This is a genomic window from Flavobacterium sp. Root186, assembly GCF_001428525.1.
Taxonomy (GTDB): Bacteria; Bacteroidota; Bacteroidia; order Flavobacteriales; family Flavobacteriaceae; genus Flavobacterium.
Genome location: NZ_LMHW01000017.1, coordinates 1 through 18,522, shown reverse-complemented (window position 1 = coordinate 18,522; position 18,522 = coordinate 1). Strand labels below are relative to the sequence as shown.

Genomic DNA, 18,522 nt, shown 5'->3' with positions numbered 1-18,522 from the left:
AGTTTGAAATTTGGAATTTGGATTTTTTTAAAATTGAAATTTAAAACCTGAATTTATTTCAATGTTTTAGCATTCTTTACATTTTGATCTGTCAAAGCTAAAGCCAGAACTTCACTCATTTCTTTTACATAATGAAAAGTAAGACCTTCTAAATATTCAGCTTTAATTTCGTCAATATCGCTTTTGTTTTCGTGACAAAGAATGATTTCTTTAATTCCTGCTCTTTTTGCAGCTAGGATTTTTTCTTTAATTCCGCCAACAGGCAAAACTTTTCCACGTAAAGTGATTTCTCCAGTCATGGCAAGGCTTTTCTTAACCTTCTTTTGTGTCAATAATGAAACTAAAGAAGTAAGCATTGCAATACCTGCGCTTGGCCCGTCTTTTGGCGTTGCTCCTTCCGGAACGTGCAGGTGAATGTTATATTTTTGAAATAATTCAATTCCTAACCCTAACTTTTTAGCATTTGCTTTTATATATTCTAAAGCAATTGTAGCTGACTCTTTCATCACATTTCCAAGGTTTCCGGTAATAGTCAAAGCACCTTTTCCTTCAGAAATTAATGATTCTATAAATAGAATATCTCCTCCAACGCTTGTCCATGCAAGACCTGTAACAACTCCTGCAACATCATTATTTTCGTATTTATCACGCTCTAATCTTGGAACTCCTAAAACTTTTACAATATCTTCGTCTGTAACTTTTTTATTGTACTCCTCTTCCATCGCAACGGCTTTTGCTGCATTACGAATTACTTGGGCAATTTTTGTTTCTAAATTACGAACACCAGATTCTCTTGTGTATCCTTCAACAATTTTTTCTAATTGTTTTTTTCCAATAGTCAAATCTTTGGCAGTTAATCCGTGTGCTTCTAACTGTTTTGGAAAAAGGTGTCTTTTTGCAATTTCAACTTTTTCTTCGATAGTATAACCTGACATTTTGATAACTTCCATTCTGTCACGCAAAGCAGGCTGTATTGCAGCCATATTGTTTGATGTCGCAATAAACATTACTTTAGATAAGTCATAACCCATTTCAAGGAAATTATCATAAAAAGCATTGTTTTGTTCCGGGTCTAAAACTTCTAATAATGCCGAAGAGGGATCGCCGCTGTTTCCGTTTGATAATTTATCAATCTCATCTAAAATAAAAACCGGATTTGAAGTTCCTGCTTTTTTCAAACTTTGAATGATACGCCCCGGCATTGCTCCGATATATGTTTTTCTATGTCCGCGAATCTCTGCTTCGTCGCGTAATCCTCCTAAAGAAATTCGAACATATTCACGTCCTAAAGCTTCTGCCACAGAACGTCCTATAGAAGTTTTACCAACTCCAGGAGGCCCTGTTAAACATATAATTGGCGATTTCATGTCATTTCGCAATTTTAAAACTGCCAAATGTTCAATCATTCTTTTCTTTACTTCATCAAGACCAAAATGATCTTTGTCTAATATTTTTTGAGCAAATTTTAAATCAAATTTATCTTTAGAATATTCACCCCAAGGCAATTCTAAAAACAACTCTAAATAATTACGCTGAATTCCGAAATCTGGCGACTGCGGATTCATTCTGCGCATTTTAGATAATTCTTTTTCGAAATGTTTCTGCGTTTTTTCGTCCCATTTTTTTGTTTTCGCTTTCAGCCCCATTTCGTCCATTTCTTCCTCTTGCGAAACACCACCCAATTCTTCCTGAATGGTTTTCATTTGCTGATGAAGGAAATATTCGCGCTGCTGCTGATCTAAATCAAAACGAACTTTTGACTGAATGTCATTCTTCAATTCTAGTTTTTGAAGCTCAACATTCATATAACGCAAAGTTTCTAAAGCACGCTCTTTTAAACCATTTATTGATAAAAGACCTTGTTTTTCTTTTACTGATAAATTCATGTTTGAAGAAACAAAATTGATTAAAAACGATTGGCTTTCAATGTTTTTAATTGCAAATGTAGCTTCAGATGGAATGTTTGGACTTTCTTTAATGATCTGAATTGCCAGTTCTTTTACTGAATCTAAAATAGCAGTAAATTCACTGTCATTTTCATCAGGACGTTCTTCTGACACTTCTTTAATAGTAGCCGTCATATAAGGATCTTCTGAAACAACTTCGTCAATTTCAAAACGTTTTTTTCCTTGTAAAATAACGGTTACATTTCCGTCAGGCATCTTTAAAACACGCAAAATACGTGCAACAGTTCCTATTTTATGAATATCGTCTTTTGACGGATCTTCGTCTTCTTCATTAATTTGAGAAACAACCCCAATAATTTTTCCACCGGCATTGGCATCATTAATTAATTTAATTGATTTATCTCGTCCTGCAGAAATTGGAATCACAACTCCCGGGAATAAAACTGTATTTCGTAAAGGTAAAATTGGCAGAGAAACAGGAAGTTCTTCATTGTTCATTTCCTCTTCGTCCTCTGGAGTTAATAATGGAATTAATTCTGCTTCTGAATCAAATTCTTGAAGTGACAGATTGTCAATAGTGAGTATTTTATGATTTGACATAATAATATATAAGTCGTTTTGTCATTAAAAGTTTAATACTATTTGTAAATATGGCCTTAAAAGTTGTAGTTTCTATTAAGTGTTTCATTTACAAGATAGGCCATAAAAATAGACAATCATTATGCCAAATGCAAAATAGTTAGGTTTGAAATTTAGTTTTAGCCCCTAATTTATTTCTAAAAAAAATAAAATTAATTTTATAAAAACTGTAACAAACTAAAAAAAGCAAAGTCATTATAAAAAACTAGCAACCATTACTTGAGTATAACAAATCAAAATATCGAAGAATTAATCGCACTTTGTAAAAACAATAATCAAAAGGCCCAATTCGAAGTTTACAATCGTTATTGTAAAGCTATGTACAACGTGGCTTACAGAATTGTAAAAGACGAGCATTTTGCACAAGACGTCATGCAGGAAGGTTTTTTGAAGGCTTTTACAAAAATTAACGATTATAAGCAGGAAGTTGCGTTTGGTGCGTGGCTTAAAAAGATCATTATTAATTATAGTATTGATTTTTACAAGAAAAATAATGCTTTCCAGATGGAAGACCTGAACAAAACGCTTTTTAAAATAGAAGAAAACGATTCTATATTGTCTGAAAGTATTGATCTGAATTCACTAAAAGTGAAACAGGTTTTAGATACCATTTCGGGCCTGAAAGACAATTACAGAATGGTTTTGACGCTCTTTTATATTGAAGGTTACGATCAGGAAGAAATCTGCGAAATCCTGAATATTAGTTACGCCAACTGCAGAACCACTTTAAGCCGCGCCAAAGAAAGTTTACGAAAAAAATTAGAGGAGATATGAAAAAGGAAAATGACGATTTAGATCAATTATTCAGCAAGTTTGAAAATCAATGGGATATTCATGAAATGAATCCGGATCATCAAATTGATTTTTTAGACAAATTGAATAACAAAAAGCCGCGAAAAAAGAATTATGCCGGCTGGGCCATTGCTGCATCAATTGCTGTGCTTTTGGGTATATCACTATTTTACAATAATAATGAAAAACCAAAAGAACTCAAATTTGCATCGCAGGAAACCAAACGCACCGATTCTATCTTTAATATTTTGATCGAGAATGAGCTAGTTAAATTAAAAGAAAAAAATTCACCGGAAAATGAACAAATTATAAATGATGCATTAAAACAAATGAAAGTGTTTGATGCCGATTATGAAAAAATCATTAAAGAGGTTCAGAAAAACGGAGAAAACAAACAAATTATTTACGCTATGATAAGCAACCTGCAAACGAGAATTTCTTTTTTGCAGACGGTTTTGCAGCGAATTGAAGAAAACGAAAATTTAAAAAACACATCTAATGAAAAAACATTATAATTTACTAATCCTGTTTCTTTTGATTCCTTTTTTAGGATTTTCAAATGATGATACTTTTGTTACCAAACAAAAAAGTATTAAAAAAACCTATATCGTCAACTCTAATGCAGGAATTGATATTGATAACAAATACGGAAACATCTCGGTATCTACCTGGGATGAAGATAAAATTGACCTTGACATTACCATTAAAGTTAATGGGGCAAACGAAAGCTGGGTAAACGAAAGATTAAACAGTATAGACGTTGAAATTACAGCGCTAAAAAGCTTAGTAACTGCAGTAACTAATATTGGAAACTCGGCATTTAAAAGCAGAGGAAGCAACAATAGTTTTGAGATTAATTACATCATCAAAATTCCTAAAAATGGCTCTGTAAAACTGGTTAATAAATATGGAAATATTTCAACGCTGAATTTAGAATCGACAACTGATATTAGCTGTAAATACGGAAAAACAACACTGGGTAGATTAAACGGTTCAAGTAACCGAATTGAAATTGCATATTGTCAAAATTCAAGTATTGAGTATATTAAAAACGGAAATATTGATGCCAGATATTCGGGTTTAAAAATTACTGATTCGGGAAATCTTAACCTTGATGCCAATTATACCGATGTGACATTAAATGATGGTCAGAATATTAAATACAGCTGTAATTACGGGACTTTTAAATTCCAAAAGATCAATTCATTGTCAGGTTCTGGAAATTATTTAACCATTTCAATTGGAGAAATTTCAAGCAGTTTTAATTTCGATACCAATTACAGCAAAATCAGTGTTAAAACCATTAGTGAAAAAGCTGGAAATATCAGCATAAATTCAGGATATACAGATGTATCACTTGGGTTTGACCCCAACTATGCCTTTGATTTTGATATATCGGGCCGATACAGCAATATTAAACCTGACAATGCTTTAGATATTTCGGTTTCTGAAAACAAAAGCAATACGAAAAGAATAAGCGGCTTTTATAAGAAAAAAGGACAAAATAAAATCAACATCAATACAAATTACGGCAGTGTGTCAGTATTAAAAAATTAATAATCTAACAAAATCAAGACTATGAAAAAATCAATTCTATTATTAGCTTGCGCAGTATTTCTCTTAAGCTTTAATACAAACGCTCAAAATAAAATTAAAGGAAACGGTAAAGTTGTTACTGAAACGAGAACTACAGGAGATTATGATGGTATTAAAATTTCGGGCTTTTTTGATGTAAATCTTGTTGCCGGAAAAGAAGGAAAAATTTCTATCAAAGGAGAAGAAAACTTATTATCATCAATTAAAGTTGAAGTGGAAGACAATACCTTAAAAATTTATATTGAATCATTCAAAAACATTCGACCAAGCAGCGGTAAAAGTATCGAAATCACAGTTCCGTTTGACAAAATCTCTAATATAGCCTTATCTGGATCAGGAAATATTCAATCTAAAGATGTCATTAAAAGTGACAAACTTCTTGCTAAACTATCAGGTTCAGGAAACTTTAATTTAGCTATTGATTCCAATGAATTCGAACTTAATTTGAGCGGTTCAGGAAATGTAAATTTAAAAGGAATTGCTGACAACTTTACAACAAAACTTTCAGGTTCAGGAGATATTGATGCCGGAAGTTTAAAATCTAAAAATGTAGATGTAAATGTTTCGGGTTCAGGAAATAGTAAAGTTACCTGTAATGACAAATTAACAGCAAGAGTTTCAGGTTCTGGAAATATTAAATACGCAGGAAATCCTGAAAAACGTGATGTAAAAGTTTCCGGGTCAGGAAACATTACTAAAGCCTAATTTTTACATAAAAGCTCAATAATAAATTTACTTTTATCATCTATCAAATAACAGAACAGCGACTTTTTGTTTATTATTGAGCTTTTATTTCTACTCTTCAATTATAATTTGTCAAAGTACAATCTTAAAGCTTAAAGCTTTAAGTGTAAATCCTAAAAATAAAAATGCCAGACAAATGATTTCAAAAATCAATGTCTGGCTTTAATATATCATTAAGGCACTTTTTTAAAGTGCCTTTTTTGGTACTCTTCTTAATAGAAAAATAGACGTAATAAAGAAAACTGCCAAAATAACAATTGCCGCACGCGGACTTCCCGTTATTTGATCGATAATTCCGTAAACACACATCCCTATTACAATTCCTATTTTTTCCGCAACATCGTAAAAACTAAAAAATGAAGCTGTATCTTCTGTTTCAGGTAATAATTTTGAATAAGTTGAACGTGATAAAGCCTGAATTCCGCCCATTACAAATCCCGCAACTGTAGCCATAACATAAAAATGCATTGGCAATGTGATGAAATAAGCCAACGCACAGAAAACTGCCCAAATTGCATTTATGAAAATCAACGTTGGAATATTTCCGAATTTTGCTGAAGCTCTTGAAGTTAAAACTGCTCCAACGACGGCTACCAGCTGAATTATTAAAATACAGATAATCAAACCAATAGTACTTTCTTCTTTTGAAGACCATTGAATTTCCTGTGCTCCAAAATAAGTTGCAACCAGCATTACAGTTTGTACAGCCATACTTGAAACAAAAAAACCGCCTAAGTATCGTCGCAAAGGAACATTTTCATTCAATAATGCCCAAACCTTTTTCAATTCTTTGAAACCATTAAAAACAACAGATTTTGTTAGTTTTTCACCCTTTTCTTTTCTTCCTTTTGGCAAATAGTAATAAGTGTATTGGCTAAATAAAATCCACCAAACTCCCACCATTATAAAAGAATAACGCATAGCTTTCATTGCTGGTTCTGGACCTGTAATTCGGAACCATTCAGGTTTCATTATCATCGCTAAATTGATGATTAATAAAATAACACTGCCTATATATCCCAAAGAATATCCTTTTGCACTAATCCTGTCTTGCTGCTCTTCAAAAGCGATATCAGGAAGATAAGAATTATAGAAAACCAAACTTCCCCAATATCCTAACAATCCAAGAAAATAAAAGGTCAATCCAACATAAATATCAGTTAATTCAAACCAATATAACCCCATACATGACAAAGCTCCCAAATAACAGAAAAATTTCATGAAAGATTTTTTGTTCCCCACATAATCGGCAATTCCTGATAATAATGGTGAAATAAATGAAACTACTAAAAAGGCCGCTGCTGTAATAAAACTAATTAATGCAGAATTTTTTAAATGAAGTCCAAAAACGTCAATATAGTGATCACGTTTTGCAAATAAAGCCTCATAAAAAATTGGAAATACTGCTGATGCAATTGTAAGTGTATAAACTGAATTTGCCCAATCATAAAATGCCCAGGCATTTAATAATTTCTTGTCTCCTTTTTGTAGGTTTTTCATAGAAATGGTTTTGTTAATGCGCTACGAATTTATCCAATTTTTATGATAATCAAATATAAATTATCTAATTCATGCATTATTAAATTATAAACAATTTAAAGCATAAAAAAAGCTACTCAAAGAATAGCTTTTAATACTTTATAAAAATATTTTTTATTTGATAGTACCTACTTTAAGTGCAATTGCTTTAGCTTCAGGAATTAATGCTTTTATATTTGCAATTCTTGTGGCATCAGATGGGTGGGTACTCATAAACTCCGGCGTTCCCGAACCTCCTGATTTAGCCGACATTCTGGTCCAGAATGCAACAGCATCATCTGGATTATAACCTGCAATAGCCATTAGGGTTAATCCTATTTTATCTGCTTCGCTTTCGTTGCTTCTGCTAAATGGCAGCATTACTCCTACTTCTGATCCAATTCCGTAAGCCTGTGCAAAAATTTGCTGTGTTGCTTCAGATTTTCCGCTTGTCGCTGCTCCCAAAGCCGCTCCGCCAATTTGCTGCAATTGCGCAGCCGACATTCTTTGTGCTCCGTGATTAGCTAATGCGTGCGAAACTTCATGCCCCATTACGGTTGCCAAACCAGATTCGTTTTGTGTTACTGGTAAAATCCCTGAATAAACTACTATTTTTCCTCCAGGCAAACACCAAGCATTAACTTCTTTATTATCAACAAGTTTGTATTCCCAGCGATAATCTTTCAGATATTGTGATTGTCCTAAATATGCTAAATATTTTTCGGCTGCAGCTTTAATTTTAAATCCAACAGTTTCAACGCGTTTCGCATCTGCTGTTCCGGTTATTACTTTATTTTCAGTTAAAAACTGGTTATATTGCTGAAAAGAAGATGGAAATAATTCACTGTTTGAAACAAAATTTAAATTTTGCTTTCCAGTTATAGGATTCGTAGCACAGCTGCATACTAAAACAACTGCAAATAGGCCTGAAATTAAATGTTTTTTCATGATTTTAAAGATTTAAACACACACAAAAATACAATTAAAATTACTTAAAATCTTACATAATTACTTCAAACACTATCAGAATTTTACTTATTCGCCTATAATATGAAGCTCATTAAACTCTTTATCAACAAGTAAGAAATTGTTTAATTCAAAGCTAATTCTATCAAATTCGATTTTTTCGTTGTCGATTTCAATCTCCGTTACTTTAAAAGGCAGTCCAATTAAATTAATTTTATACTTACTGTAAGGTGTGTCATATTTTCCTTCTTTATGAAGCTGAATTATGAGTTCTTTTTCTTTCCCGATAGTTCTAAATGATAAAAAGCTGTAACGGCCTTTTTTATAATCGTAACCGTCTTGTGCATCTTCATAAACTACTGATTTTTCTTTTCCATTTTTAAAGTAAACATCAAGCGTTAATTCATCAAACTCCAATTCTCCAACATATTGCTGAACTGGGTATTTTGGAATAATAGCACCCGCTTTTACAAAAACCGGAATTTCATCAAATTTAGTATCCACCCAAATTTCTTTCCCGCCAATAAACAAATCATTTGTCCAGTAGTTATACCACTCACCTCTTGGAATATACATACGTCTGCCTACAGCGTTAGGTTCAAGAATTGGACACACTAAAACTTGATTTCCAAAGATGAATTCGTCATTACGATAATGCGTTTGCGTATCTTCCTGATCGTAATAAACTAAAGGTTTCAACATCGGAAGTCCTTCTTCTATATACTGCCAAAACATGGTATACAAATAAGGTAATAATTGATAACGCAGACTGACAAATTTTCTGGTAATATTAATTACTTCTTCGTCAAATGCCCAAGGTTCCTGATTTCCGTGATCTCCGGAAGAATGCGTTCTGCAAAACGGATGAAAAACCCCCAGCTGAATCCAGCGTGCGTATAATTCTCCCGTTGGCTGTTCCGCAAATCCTCCGATATCAGAACCCGTGAATCCCATTCCAGAAATTGACATTCTCTGTACCTGAATATTCGCAATCCATAAATGTTCCCAAGTTGCCACGTTATCTCCTGTCCAGGACGATGTATAGCGCTGCGCTCCAGAATAGGCAGATCTTGTAATAACAAAAGGTCGTTTTGGATAAGCGAATCTTTTTACTCCATGATATGTTGCCCTTGCCATTTGCGTTCCATAAATATTATGCGCTTTTCTATGGCTGCACGGATTTCCGTCGTAAAAGTGACGAACATCCATTGGAAAAGTTTTATTTGGAACTTCCATTACGGCAGGTTCATTCATATCGTTCCAAACGCCTTTTACGCCTATCTCTGAAATTAATTCTTTAAATAATCCTGCCCACCATTCTCTAACTGCAGGGTTTGTGTAATCTGGAAAATTACATTCTCCCGGCCAGACTTTTCCTTTCATATAAGGTCCATCAGCTCTTTTGCAGAAATAATCTTTTTCTAAAGCTTCTTTATAAACCCAATAATCTTTATCAATTTTTATTCCCGGATCGATGATTACAACTGTTTTAAAACCATCTTCGGCTAATTCGGCAACCATTCTTTTCGGGTCTGGAAAATAGTTTTTATTCCATGTAAAACATCGAAATCCTTCCATATAATCAATATCCAGATAAATGGCGTCGCACGGGATTTTAAGTTCTCTAAATTTTGAAGTGATTTCTTTTACTTTACTTTCAGGATAATAACTCCATTTACATTGGTGATATCCTAAAACCCAAAGCGGCGGCAATTCCGGTTTTCCAGTCAAATCAGTATAAGTAGTTACAACATCCTGCATTTGAGGACCGTAAATAAAATAATAATTCATTTCCCCTCCTTCTGCCCAGTAACTTGTTACATTTCTTCTTTCCTGACAAAAATCAAAGAAAGTTCTAAAGGTATTATCAAAGAAAATACCGTAAGATTGTTTGTTATGTAAACCTATATAAAACGGAACTACTTTATATAGAGGATCTTGTTCTTTTTGATATGCGTATTGATCTGTTGCAAAATTCTCGACTCTTTTACCTTTTAAATTCATTTGAGTCGCCTTATCTCCTAAACCGTAAAAGCATTCACCGTCTTTAGAAGATTTACTCATTTTTACAATATTGCCGCCATATTCGTAACTTTCTTCCCAATGAAAACCAAGCTCATCTTCAAGAATCAAGAAATCATTTAAATCGTAAATCCAAACACGAAGATCTGCTTTTTGAATTTTACATTTTACTTTGCTGGTTCTTATCTGGAAATAGGTTTCTTCTTCAGTAAGTTCCAAAAAATTATATCCGTGAAGCTGACTTTTGTCAATTGCATACGAAAAGTCATTGCTGAAATATCCTTTTGTAGTAAAGCGAAATCGAATTAAACTATCTCTAAGAATAGTGACTTTTAAGATTACTTTATTATCTGTATTAAAAAAAATAGAATCTCCTTCATGCTCGTACGAAACAATCTTTGATGGATATAAATCGCCTTTGTATTCTAATGATGTGTTTGTAATCATATCGCGAATGAATTAATTATAACAATAATCTCTATTTCAAACATACAAAAAAAGTTAGTAAAGGGCTATGAATAAAAGGTTTATTCACGAAAACGTTTTTTCTGACTGAGTATCAAATTAGAGATCAAAAAATCAACAATTCGATAATTTAAAAACGATAAAATGACAAAACAATACCGCTGAAAATATTTGTCAGATTTTATTTAAACGAAAGAATAAACGGTTACGCTTAAAGGCGGTAAAATTAATTCAATAGAAAAATCTCTTCCATCATAAGGCGTTGATTCAATTTTTAATTTTCCGTTTCCAACACCACCGCCGCCATAAACCAAAGCATCGCTATTAAAAATCTCTTCTAACTGGCCTTTCTTCGGAATTCCAATTCTATAATTTTCTCGTACCACTTGTGTGAAATTGCAAACTACAATTACATTTTCATCTGCATTATTTCCTTTTCGGATATAAGATAATACCGCATTTTGATGATCTGAATAATTAATCCATTCAAAACCATCTCCTGTAAATTGTTTTTCGTACAATGCAGGACGAGATTTGTATAACTGGTTTAAGTCTGTAATTAATCTCTTTATTCCCGAATGAAAATCATACTGTAATAAATGCCAGTCTAAACTTTGCTCAAAATTCCACTCATTAGTTTGACCAAATTCGGCTCCCATAAACAATAATTTTGTTCCGGGATGTGTAAACATATAACCGTATAATAATCTCAAATTGGCAAATTGCTGCCATTCGTCGCCAGGCATTTTATAAATAAGAGACTTTTTACCATACACTACTTCATCATGAGAAAACGGAAGCATGAAATTTTCGGTAAAAGCATACGTCATCGAAAAAGTTAAATCATTTTGATGGTATTTTCGATAAACTGTCTCTTTTTGAAAATATTCTAAAGTATCGTGCATCCAGCCCATCATCCATTTCATTCCGAAGCCTAACCCCCCGGTAAAGGTTGGTCTTGAAACCATCGGAAATGAAGTACTTTCTTCCGCAATAGTTTGAACTCCATCAAAATTAGCATAGATAACTTCATTAAATTCTTTAAGAAAACTTATGCTGTCCAGATTTTCTCTTCCACCAAAGATATTGGCTTCCCACTCGCCTTCTTTTCTCGAATAATCAAGATATAACATCGAAGCTACGGCATCAACCCTTAATCCGTCAACATGATAATTTTGAAGCCAAAAAACAGCATTGCTAATTAAAAAAGCACGCACTTCATTTCTGCCATAATTAAAAACCAAACTTTTCCAGTCCGGATGATATCCTTTTCGACGATCTGGATGTTCGTATAAGTGTGAACCATCAAAATAGCCTAAACCATGTGCATCATCAGGAAAATGTGACGGGACCCAATCTAAAATTACACCAATTCCTTCCTGATGTAATCTGTCTACTAAAACCATAAAATCCTGTGGCTTTCCAAAACGTGAAGTTGGTGCAAAATATCCCGTTAATTGATAACCCCATGAAGGATCATAAGGATATTCCATTATGGGCATAAATTCTACATGTGTAAAACCTGTTTCTTTTACATATTTAACCAAATCATCAGCCAGTTCCAAATAACTCAAAAATCGATTATGTTCTGCTCGTTTCCAAGAACCCAAATGTACTTCATAAACAGAATAGGGTTTATCCAAAGCATTATACTGATGACGATTTTGCATCCAGTTTTCGTCTTTCCATTTATAATCTAAATCCCAGACAACAGATGCTGTATGCGGTGGTTTTTCACAGTATAATGCAAATGGATCTGCTTTTTCGGTTACAATTCCGTCAATATTCGATTGGATTTTATATTTATAAAGTGCTCCTTTTGAAACATCAGGAATAAAACCTTCCCAAATTCCCGAAGAATCCCAGCGAACATTTAAAAGATGTTCTCCCTGTGTCCAGTAATTAAAATCGCCTACAACAGAAACAGAATTTGCTGTAGGTGCCCAAACGGCAAAATAAACACCTTTAACTCCATTAACTTCAATTAAATGCGCTCCTAATTTTTCATATAATTTGAAGTGTTTTCCGGCCTTGAATAAATCTATATCAAAATCAGTAAATAGAGAATGTGTGATTACTTTAGTCATATTTGGTTTTTAAGGCAAAAATTGATATTGAAATTAATATTGAAATTGAAAATTATTCTATTCTAAAGTTATCCGACAATGTAACTCCTTTTTTAATCACAACAATTCCGTCTTTTATACTGTATAATTCATTGGTAAAATTGTCTAGATGTTTTCCACCATTAATATGAACATTATTTCCAATTCGAACATTTTTATCAACCAAGGCATTTTTGATAAAACAATTTTCACCAATACCAACATGAATTTTATTGATACTGCTTTCATAGTTCATTTCATCAAGATCCTGATAAAAATCGTTGCCCATAACATAACAATTTTCCAATACCGTTCCCGCACCAACTCGCGAACGAATACCAATCACAGAACTTTTAATTTCTTTAGCATTTATGATACAGCCTTCAGAGATTAAAGATTGATTAATAATTGAATTTCTAAATTTTGATGGCGGTAATAATCTTGGTCTTGTAAAGATTTTGTTTTCGTTATCAAATAAATTAAACTCAGGAATATCAGCCGTTAAGCCAATGTTAGCTTCAAAAAAGGATTCAATATTTCCAATATCTGTCCAATATCCTTCATATTGATAACTTAGAATTTTATGTTTTCCAACGGCTTGCGGAATAATCTCTTTCCCGAAATCTTTTGTTTCCTGATTCGCCATTAATTCTTCTAACAATGGTTTGTTAAAAATATAAATTCCCATTGAAGCAAGATACTTTTTACCTTTTTCCTGCATATGTTCACTCACTTCAGATTCCCATTCGGGTAATAATGAAGCGTTTGGTTTTTCTATAAAAGCATGAATATTATTTTCATGATCGGTTTTAAGAATTCCGAATTCTGGGGCATCTTTAGCATTTACAGGCAGAGTCGCAATCGAGATTTCGGCGTCAGCAGCAATATGCGCTTCGAGCATTTCGTTAAAATCCATTTGATACAATTGATCACCCGAAAGGATTAAAGCGTGATCAAAATCGTGTTTCAAAAAATGCGACATACATTGTCTTACAGCATCTGCCGTTCCCTGAAACCAAGTTGGATTATCAGGAGTTTGTTCTGCTGCCAGAATATCAACAAATGACTGACTGAAAATACTAAAATTGAAAGTGTTTTTAATATGCGCATTTAAAGATGCGGAGTTAAACTGTGTCAAAACAAATATTTTAAAAATATCAGAATTGATACAATTAGAAATTGGAATATCAACCAAACGATATTTTCCTCCAATTGGAACTGCCGGTTTTGATCTCGTTTCTGTTAATGGAAACAAACGTGATCCCTGTCCTCCTCCTAAAATAATAGCAACTACATTTTTCTTTTTAAATTTCATTTTTCTCAATTATTAGGTTGTATATCTCGATATATTCTTGGCAAACACTTTCCCAGGAATGGTCTGCAGCCATTCCTCTTCTTAAAACTGTATTAAAATTTATTTTGTCATCGTACAATTTAACCGCACGATTTATGGAATAACAAATATCTCCAACCGAAGCCTGATCATGACAAATTCCGTTTCCGTCATCACCAAAATCAATAACAGTATCACGCAACCCTCCCGTTCTTCTAACAATTGGAATTGTTCCATAACGCATGGCATACATTTGGTTTAAACCACACGGTTCTACTCTTGAAGGCATTAAAATATAATCTGAACCTGCGTAAATTAAATGTGCTAATTCTTCATTATAACCAATAAAAACATTGTAATTCCCTTTATAATCATTACGTAGTTGCGTTAATTGTGATTCAATTTCAGCGTTTCCTGAACCTAAAATTAAAATATTGATCTCTTCAAAATGTTCAGATAACGCAAGTGCAGAAGCCTGAGGCAATAAATCACCGCCTTTTTCTTCAAACAAACGTCCTATAAAACTAAACAGCGGCTTTGATGGATCTAAGTCAAATTGATCGCACAATTTTTCTTTATTTTTCTGTTTTCCAATTTCAAAGTTTTCTATCGAATAATTTTCTGCAATCATTTGATCTTTTAATGGATTCCAGACTTCAATGTCAATTCCATTTAAAATTCCTTTAGATTTATTTCTAACGGATTTAAACAAAGATTCTAATCCATTTGCACTATAATTGATTTCATTTAAATAACTTGGAGAAACTGTAGTAACAGCATTAGCACATTTTACTCCAACTGCCAATGAGTTAATTGAATTATTCCATTCTAAAAATCCAGCATGTTTTAAATCAAATTCTGGCAGATAATATAATTTATCAAAACCAAACCAGCCCTGATATAAACCATTATGAATTGTTATAACAGTTTTAACGTCTTTTAGTGTTTCGTATTTATAAGCAAACTGAAGTAGAAATGAAATTAATCCAGTATGATGATCGTGACAGTTAATTATATCCGGAATTTTATTTCGAGCGACAATCCAATCTAAAACTGCAATTTGAAAAGATAAGAAACGTTCAATATCGTCTTCGTAACCATATACGTTCGGACGATTAAATAATTCATTAATTTCAACTAAATACAATTCATAGCCTAATTTATCTGTACTTTCTTTTAAAACGCTAAAAGGAAAATTGAAGTTTCCTAATTTAACTGTTCCCCAATGCACACAGTCAAATTTATTTTCATTTTTAAATTTTGTATCATAAGCCGGAACAACAACTCTTACGTCATGTTCTGCATTCTTCTGGTACTTTGGTAAAGCACCAACTACATCAGCCAAACCGCCGACTTTTGCCATCGGATAACATTCTGCACTAATATGAAATATCTCCATTTCAGAAATTAATTTGTGGTTATTTTTCAAGAAACAATCATTAATATGCTATTTTTATCTTTTTTTAAATTTAGCAAAAAAATAGGCAAAATACTGCTTCTAAATCAGTTTTATTGAAATGACAAAAAAGGCAATTAATCCTACTAAATCATTAGAAATTCCACAGATAATTATACTATCTGCCAAAATTTGCGTATTTGTATCCACTAAGTTAGCAACTAAATTTGCTGCGAGGCTGTTTACAACGCCTATAAAACATAAGGTCCCCAAACGTGAATTTGAAATGGATCTCAAAAGCATTCAAAAAATTGTTCACGTTTCTGCCATTAATAAAAATGTTGTAACGTATCAATATGGTCAAAGTGAACGCAAAATTTTACTTGTTCATGGCTGGTCAGGCAGAGGAACCCAATTATTTAAAATAGCCGATGAACTTTTGCAAAATGGTTATTCTACTGTAAGTTTTGATGCGCCTGCACATGGAAAATCAGAAGGAAAAACAACCTTAATGTCTGAATTTATTGCTTCTATTCTTGAAATTGAAAAAGAATTTGGCCTTTTTGAATTTGCAATTGGACATTCATTGGGCGGAATGTCTGTATTAAATTCAATTAAAGATGGTTTACAAGTAAATAAAGCTGTAATAATTGGAAGCGGAGATATTGTACAAGATATTTTGGATGAGTTTATTTTTAAATTAAAGCTGAAAAAGGAATTTAGCGAACGTTTAAGACTGTTTTTTGAAGATAAATATCAATTAAAAATGGATGATTTTTCGGCTTATAAAGCTGCACAAAAAATCGAAATTCCTGTATTGGTAATTCATGATAATGATGATCCGGAAGTACCTGTAAAAGCAGGAATTCATATTTATGAAAATCTTAAAAATGGATCATTATTGTTAACCGATGGATTAGGCCACCGAAAAATACTTGGAAATCAAACTGTTATTAAAAAAACATTAGATTTCATTAAAAATAGTTAACTTTATATATAACTATTTAAATATCAAATACTAAAGAATAATAAAAATGGATTTATTTGGTGAAACAATTGATTGGGAAATTAAATTAAAACCCATTTTAAAAAAATATAAAGGCAAAAAACATCCTCTGGATTATCAAAATACCTATCAGCTTTTGGTTATGGTTGTTTTATCTGCTCAGGATTCTGATGCAAATATTAATTCAATTGCTCCGGCTTTGTTTGAGAAATTTCCAACTCTTACAAGTTTGTCAAAAACTGATTTCGAGACTTTTATTCCTTACATAAGTAAAGTTCGCAATCATGCGACCAAATCTAATTGGCTTTTGGAAATTGCCAAAACAATTCAAAATGACAAGGATATTCCTTTAACAATGTCTGAATTGACTGCTTTGAAAGGTATTGGAAGAAAATCTGCGAATGTCATTTTAAGAGAAACCAATAAACCAGCAGAAGGAATTATTGCCGATTTACACGTTATAAGAGTTGCACCCAGAATTGGTATAATAAAAGAAGCGAAAGACGGAAATAAAGCAGAAAAAGACTTGATGGAAGTTTTACCAAAAAAAATATGGTCAGAAATTGGAATGGCAATTTCCTTTTTAGGTCGGGAAATCTGCAGACCAAAACCTAAATGTGAAGAATGTCTTTTAACCGATATCTGTTTGTATTACAATACTGTAGTTCTTAAAAACTAAATTATTTTCTTCGGGTATCAATTAGGTAAATTATTTTCCAGGAATCTTTTTCTTTAAACAATGTAAAAGTATTTACACCTGTATGACTCAATTTATCGTTTAAATAAAACTCATAAGGTGCCCAAACATGAGCCATTGTACCATCAATTTGAATGTTATAACTCAAAATTTTCTCCTGAAATTTCATACTTGACGGAATCATGCCAATAGATTTATAGAATTCATTCGCACTTTCATTCGATAATTTGTTTCCCTTTACGGAACTCTCACTAATAGATTGCAAAATCATTTTATCCGCGCAAACAGTTTTTATTTTCACAGAATCTTTTTGGTGGAATCCTTCAAAGAATATTTCAATAGCTTTTTGAACCTCCTGTTTCTGTGCATTGGATGATAATCCAAAAAGCAGAAAAATTAGAATAAAATAAATTCTCATATCATAATTTTAGATTAAACACCAAATTGAGATAAATGATGGTCTAAATGTTTAGCAAACATATTATTCCATTCTTTAGTAGTTAATTTACCCAAAGAAAGAGATTCTTTTCTCATAAATTCACTTTCTCCTAATTCTTGTGTTTTTAGAATATAGGAGATCAATCTGCTTTTTTCAAGTTCAAAATCACGATCTCCGGCAATAATAAATTGTGGAGCCGTATGAATATTTCTTGCGTATGGTTTTTCGCTTACTATTGCTTTTTTAGCTAATAGTTTAAGAATTAATCTCATAAAAACATTTGGCTTTGGATGAATATTATCATAAACCATTTCATAAGTTACATTACAATGAGCCAGCATCTGATCAACTGACATTTTGCCCCAAAGTGGCTGTGAGTCTATTTCAAGCTGATTGATACGGTTTATAAATTGATCACAGTCTTCTCTAAGAAAAATATTTTGCATAGTTTAATTATAAGGTAAAACATTAAAGTAAAAGTATAAAATTTACTATTAAAATAACTTTTGTGACAAAAAAAAACTTCAATTAGCATAGCCAATTGAAGTTTTTAGTACTCAGAGCGGGACTTGAACCCGCACGAACATTGCTGTTCACTGGATTTTAAGTCCAGCGTGTCTACCAATTTCACCATCCGAGCATTATGTGGTACCTCCAGGGATCGAACCAGGGACACATGGATTTTCAGTCCATTGCTCTACCATCTGAGCTAAGGTACCTTAATTGCTTAAATTAATAAGCAAAAATTAGAATAAAAAACCCCGTTTCTTGGAAACAGGGTTTTTAAAAGAAAGGCGACGACATACTCTCCCACAATACTGCAGTACCATCTGCGCAGGCGGGCTTAACTACTCTGTTCGGGATGGGAAGAGGTGAGCCCCGCCGCAATAACCACCT

The 18,522-nt window shown here is 32.7% G+C and carries 15 protein-coding genes, 2 tRNA genes and 1 rRNA gene; 6 read left to right on the top strand and 12 right to left on the bottom strand.

What is annotated here, in order from left to right:
* Nucleotides 1-53 precede the first annotated feature (53 nt).
* On the bottom strand, nucleotides 54-2,507 hold the full coding sequence (gene lon / locus ASD98_RS22250) for an endopeptidase La (RefSeq protein ID WP_056209037.1): 2,454 nt from the start codon (nucleotides 2,505-2,507) through the stop codon (nucleotides 54-56).
* A gap of 258 nt (nucleotides 2,508-2,765) precedes the next feature.
* Here lon and ASD98_RS22245 point away from each other — a divergent pair, with 258 nt between their 5' ends.
* Genes ASD98_RS22245 through ASD98_RS22230 form a run of 4 tightly spaced genes read left to right on the top strand, consistent with a single transcriptional unit; the run spans nucleotide 2,766 to nucleotide 5,639 of the window.
* Nucleotides 2,766-3,320 (top strand): RNA polymerase sigma factor, encoded by a 555-nt coding sequence (locus ASD98_RS22245; RefSeq protein WP_053474199.1) that lies wholly within the window; start codon nucleotides 2,766-2,768, stop codon nucleotides 3,318-3,320.
* The gene (locus ASD98_RS22240) at nucleotides 3,317-3,853 is read left to right on the top strand and encodes a hypothetical protein (protein WP_056209036.1); all 537 of its coding nucleotides are present in this window, start codon (nucleotides 3,317-3,319) and stop codon (nucleotides 3,851-3,853) included. Before ASD98_RS22245 ends, ASD98_RS22240 begins: the two co-directional genes overlap by 4 nt.
* Nucleotides 3,837-4,895: a hypothetical protein gene (locus ASD98_RS22235; protein WP_056209033.1), complete on the top strand. Its 1,059-nt coding sequence runs from the start codon at nucleotides 3,837-3,839 to the stop codon at nucleotides 4,893-4,895. The genes ASD98_RS22240 and ASD98_RS22235 overlap by 17 nt, the downstream gene beginning before the upstream one ends.
* A gap of 21 nt (nucleotides 4,896-4,916) precedes the next feature.
* Nucleotides 4,917-5,639, top strand: coding sequence for a head GIN domain-containing protein (locus ASD98_RS22230; protein ID WP_056209030.1), 723 nt, complete (start codon nucleotides 4,917-4,919; stop codon nucleotides 5,637-5,639).
* 225 nt (nucleotides 5,640-5,864) lie between these two features.
* Here ASD98_RS22230 and ASD98_RS22225 read toward each other — a convergent pair whose 3' ends face one another.
* The 6 genes from ASD98_RS22225 to ASD98_RS22200 form a co-directional block, all read right to left on the bottom strand.
* Nucleotides 5,865-7,178, bottom strand: a complete 1,314-nt coding sequence (locus tag ASD98_RS22225) for an MFS transporter (RefSeq protein ID WP_056209028.1) — start codon at nucleotides 7,176-7,178, stop codon at nucleotides 5,865-5,867.
* Nucleotides 7,179-7,331: 153 nt separating this feature from the next.
* Nucleotides 7,332-8,144, bottom strand: coding sequence for a M48 family metallopeptidase (locus ASD98_RS22220; RefSeq protein WP_056209025.1), 813 nt, complete (start codon nucleotides 8,142-8,144; stop codon nucleotides 7,332-7,334).
* A gap of 87 nt (nucleotides 8,145-8,231) precedes the next feature.
* Nucleotides 8,232-10,631 (bottom strand): glycoside hydrolase family 31 protein, encoded by a 2,400-nt coding sequence (locus tag ASD98_RS22215; RefSeq protein ID WP_056209020.1) that lies wholly within the window; start codon nucleotides 10,629-10,631, stop codon nucleotides 8,232-8,234.
* Between the two features lie 203 nt (nucleotides 10,632-10,834).
* Nucleotides 10,835-12,736: a 1,4-alpha-glucan branching protein GlgB gene (gene glgB, locus ASD98_RS22210; protein WP_056209017.1), complete on the bottom strand. Its 1,902-nt coding sequence runs from the start codon at nucleotides 12,734-12,736 to the stop codon at nucleotides 10,835-10,837.
* Between the two features lie 52 nt (nucleotides 12,737-12,788).
* Nucleotides 12,789-14,069, bottom strand: a complete 1,281-nt coding sequence (locus tag ASD98_RS22205) for a glucose-1-phosphate adenylyltransferase (RefSeq protein WP_056209817.1) — start codon at nucleotides 14,067-14,069, stop codon at nucleotides 12,789-12,791.
* Nucleotides 14,059-15,486 (bottom strand): glycogen synthase, encoded by a 1,428-nt coding sequence (locus ASD98_RS22200; protein ID WP_056209815.1) that lies wholly within the window; start codon nucleotides 15,484-15,486, stop codon nucleotides 14,059-14,061. The genes ASD98_RS22205 and ASD98_RS22200 overlap by 11 nt, the downstream gene beginning before the upstream one ends.
* Nucleotides 15,487-15,604: 118 nt before the next feature.
* On the opposite strand from ASD98_RS22200, the gene ASD98_RS22195 reads away from it, so the two are divergent.
* Nucleotides 15,605-16,471, top strand: coding sequence for an alpha/beta hydrolase (locus tag ASD98_RS22195; RefSeq protein ID WP_056209015.1), 867 nt, complete (start codon nucleotides 15,605-15,607; stop codon nucleotides 16,469-16,471).
* A 46-nt stretch (nucleotides 16,472-16,517) separates the two neighbouring features.
* Complete coding sequence (gene nth, locus ASD98_RS22190; protein ID WP_056209012.1) at nucleotides 16,518-17,168, top strand: endonuclease III; 651 nt, start codon at nucleotides 16,518-16,520, stop codon at nucleotides 17,166-17,168.
* A 1-nt stretch (nucleotide 17,169) separates the two neighbouring features.
* Here nth and ASD98_RS22185 read toward each other — a convergent pair whose 3' ends face one another.
* The 5 genes from ASD98_RS22185 to rrf form a co-directional block, all read right to left on the bottom strand.
* A complete protein-coding gene (locus tag ASD98_RS22185; RefSeq protein WP_056209009.1) occupies nucleotides 17,170-17,604 on the bottom strand; it encodes a nuclear transport factor 2 family protein in 435 nt (144 codons plus the stop codon).
* A 14-nt stretch (nucleotides 17,605-17,618) separates the two neighbouring features.
* A complete protein-coding gene (locus tag ASD98_RS22180) occupies nucleotides 17,619-18,071 on the bottom strand; it encodes a DUF1569 domain-containing protein (protein WP_056209007.1) in 453 nt (150 codons plus the stop codon).
* A gap of 108 nt (nucleotides 18,072-18,179) precedes the next feature.
* Nucleotides 18,180-18,265 (bottom strand) — tRNA-Leu (locus tag ASD98_RS22175).
* Between the two features lie 6 nt (nucleotides 18,266-18,271).
* Nucleotides 18,272-18,344 (bottom strand) — tRNA-Phe (locus ASD98_RS22170).
* Between the two features lie 70 nt (nucleotides 18,345-18,414).
* Nucleotides 18,415-18,522: ribosomal RNA gene (gene rrf / locus ASD98_RS22165) — 5S ribosomal RNA — on the bottom strand; the annotation flags it as partial.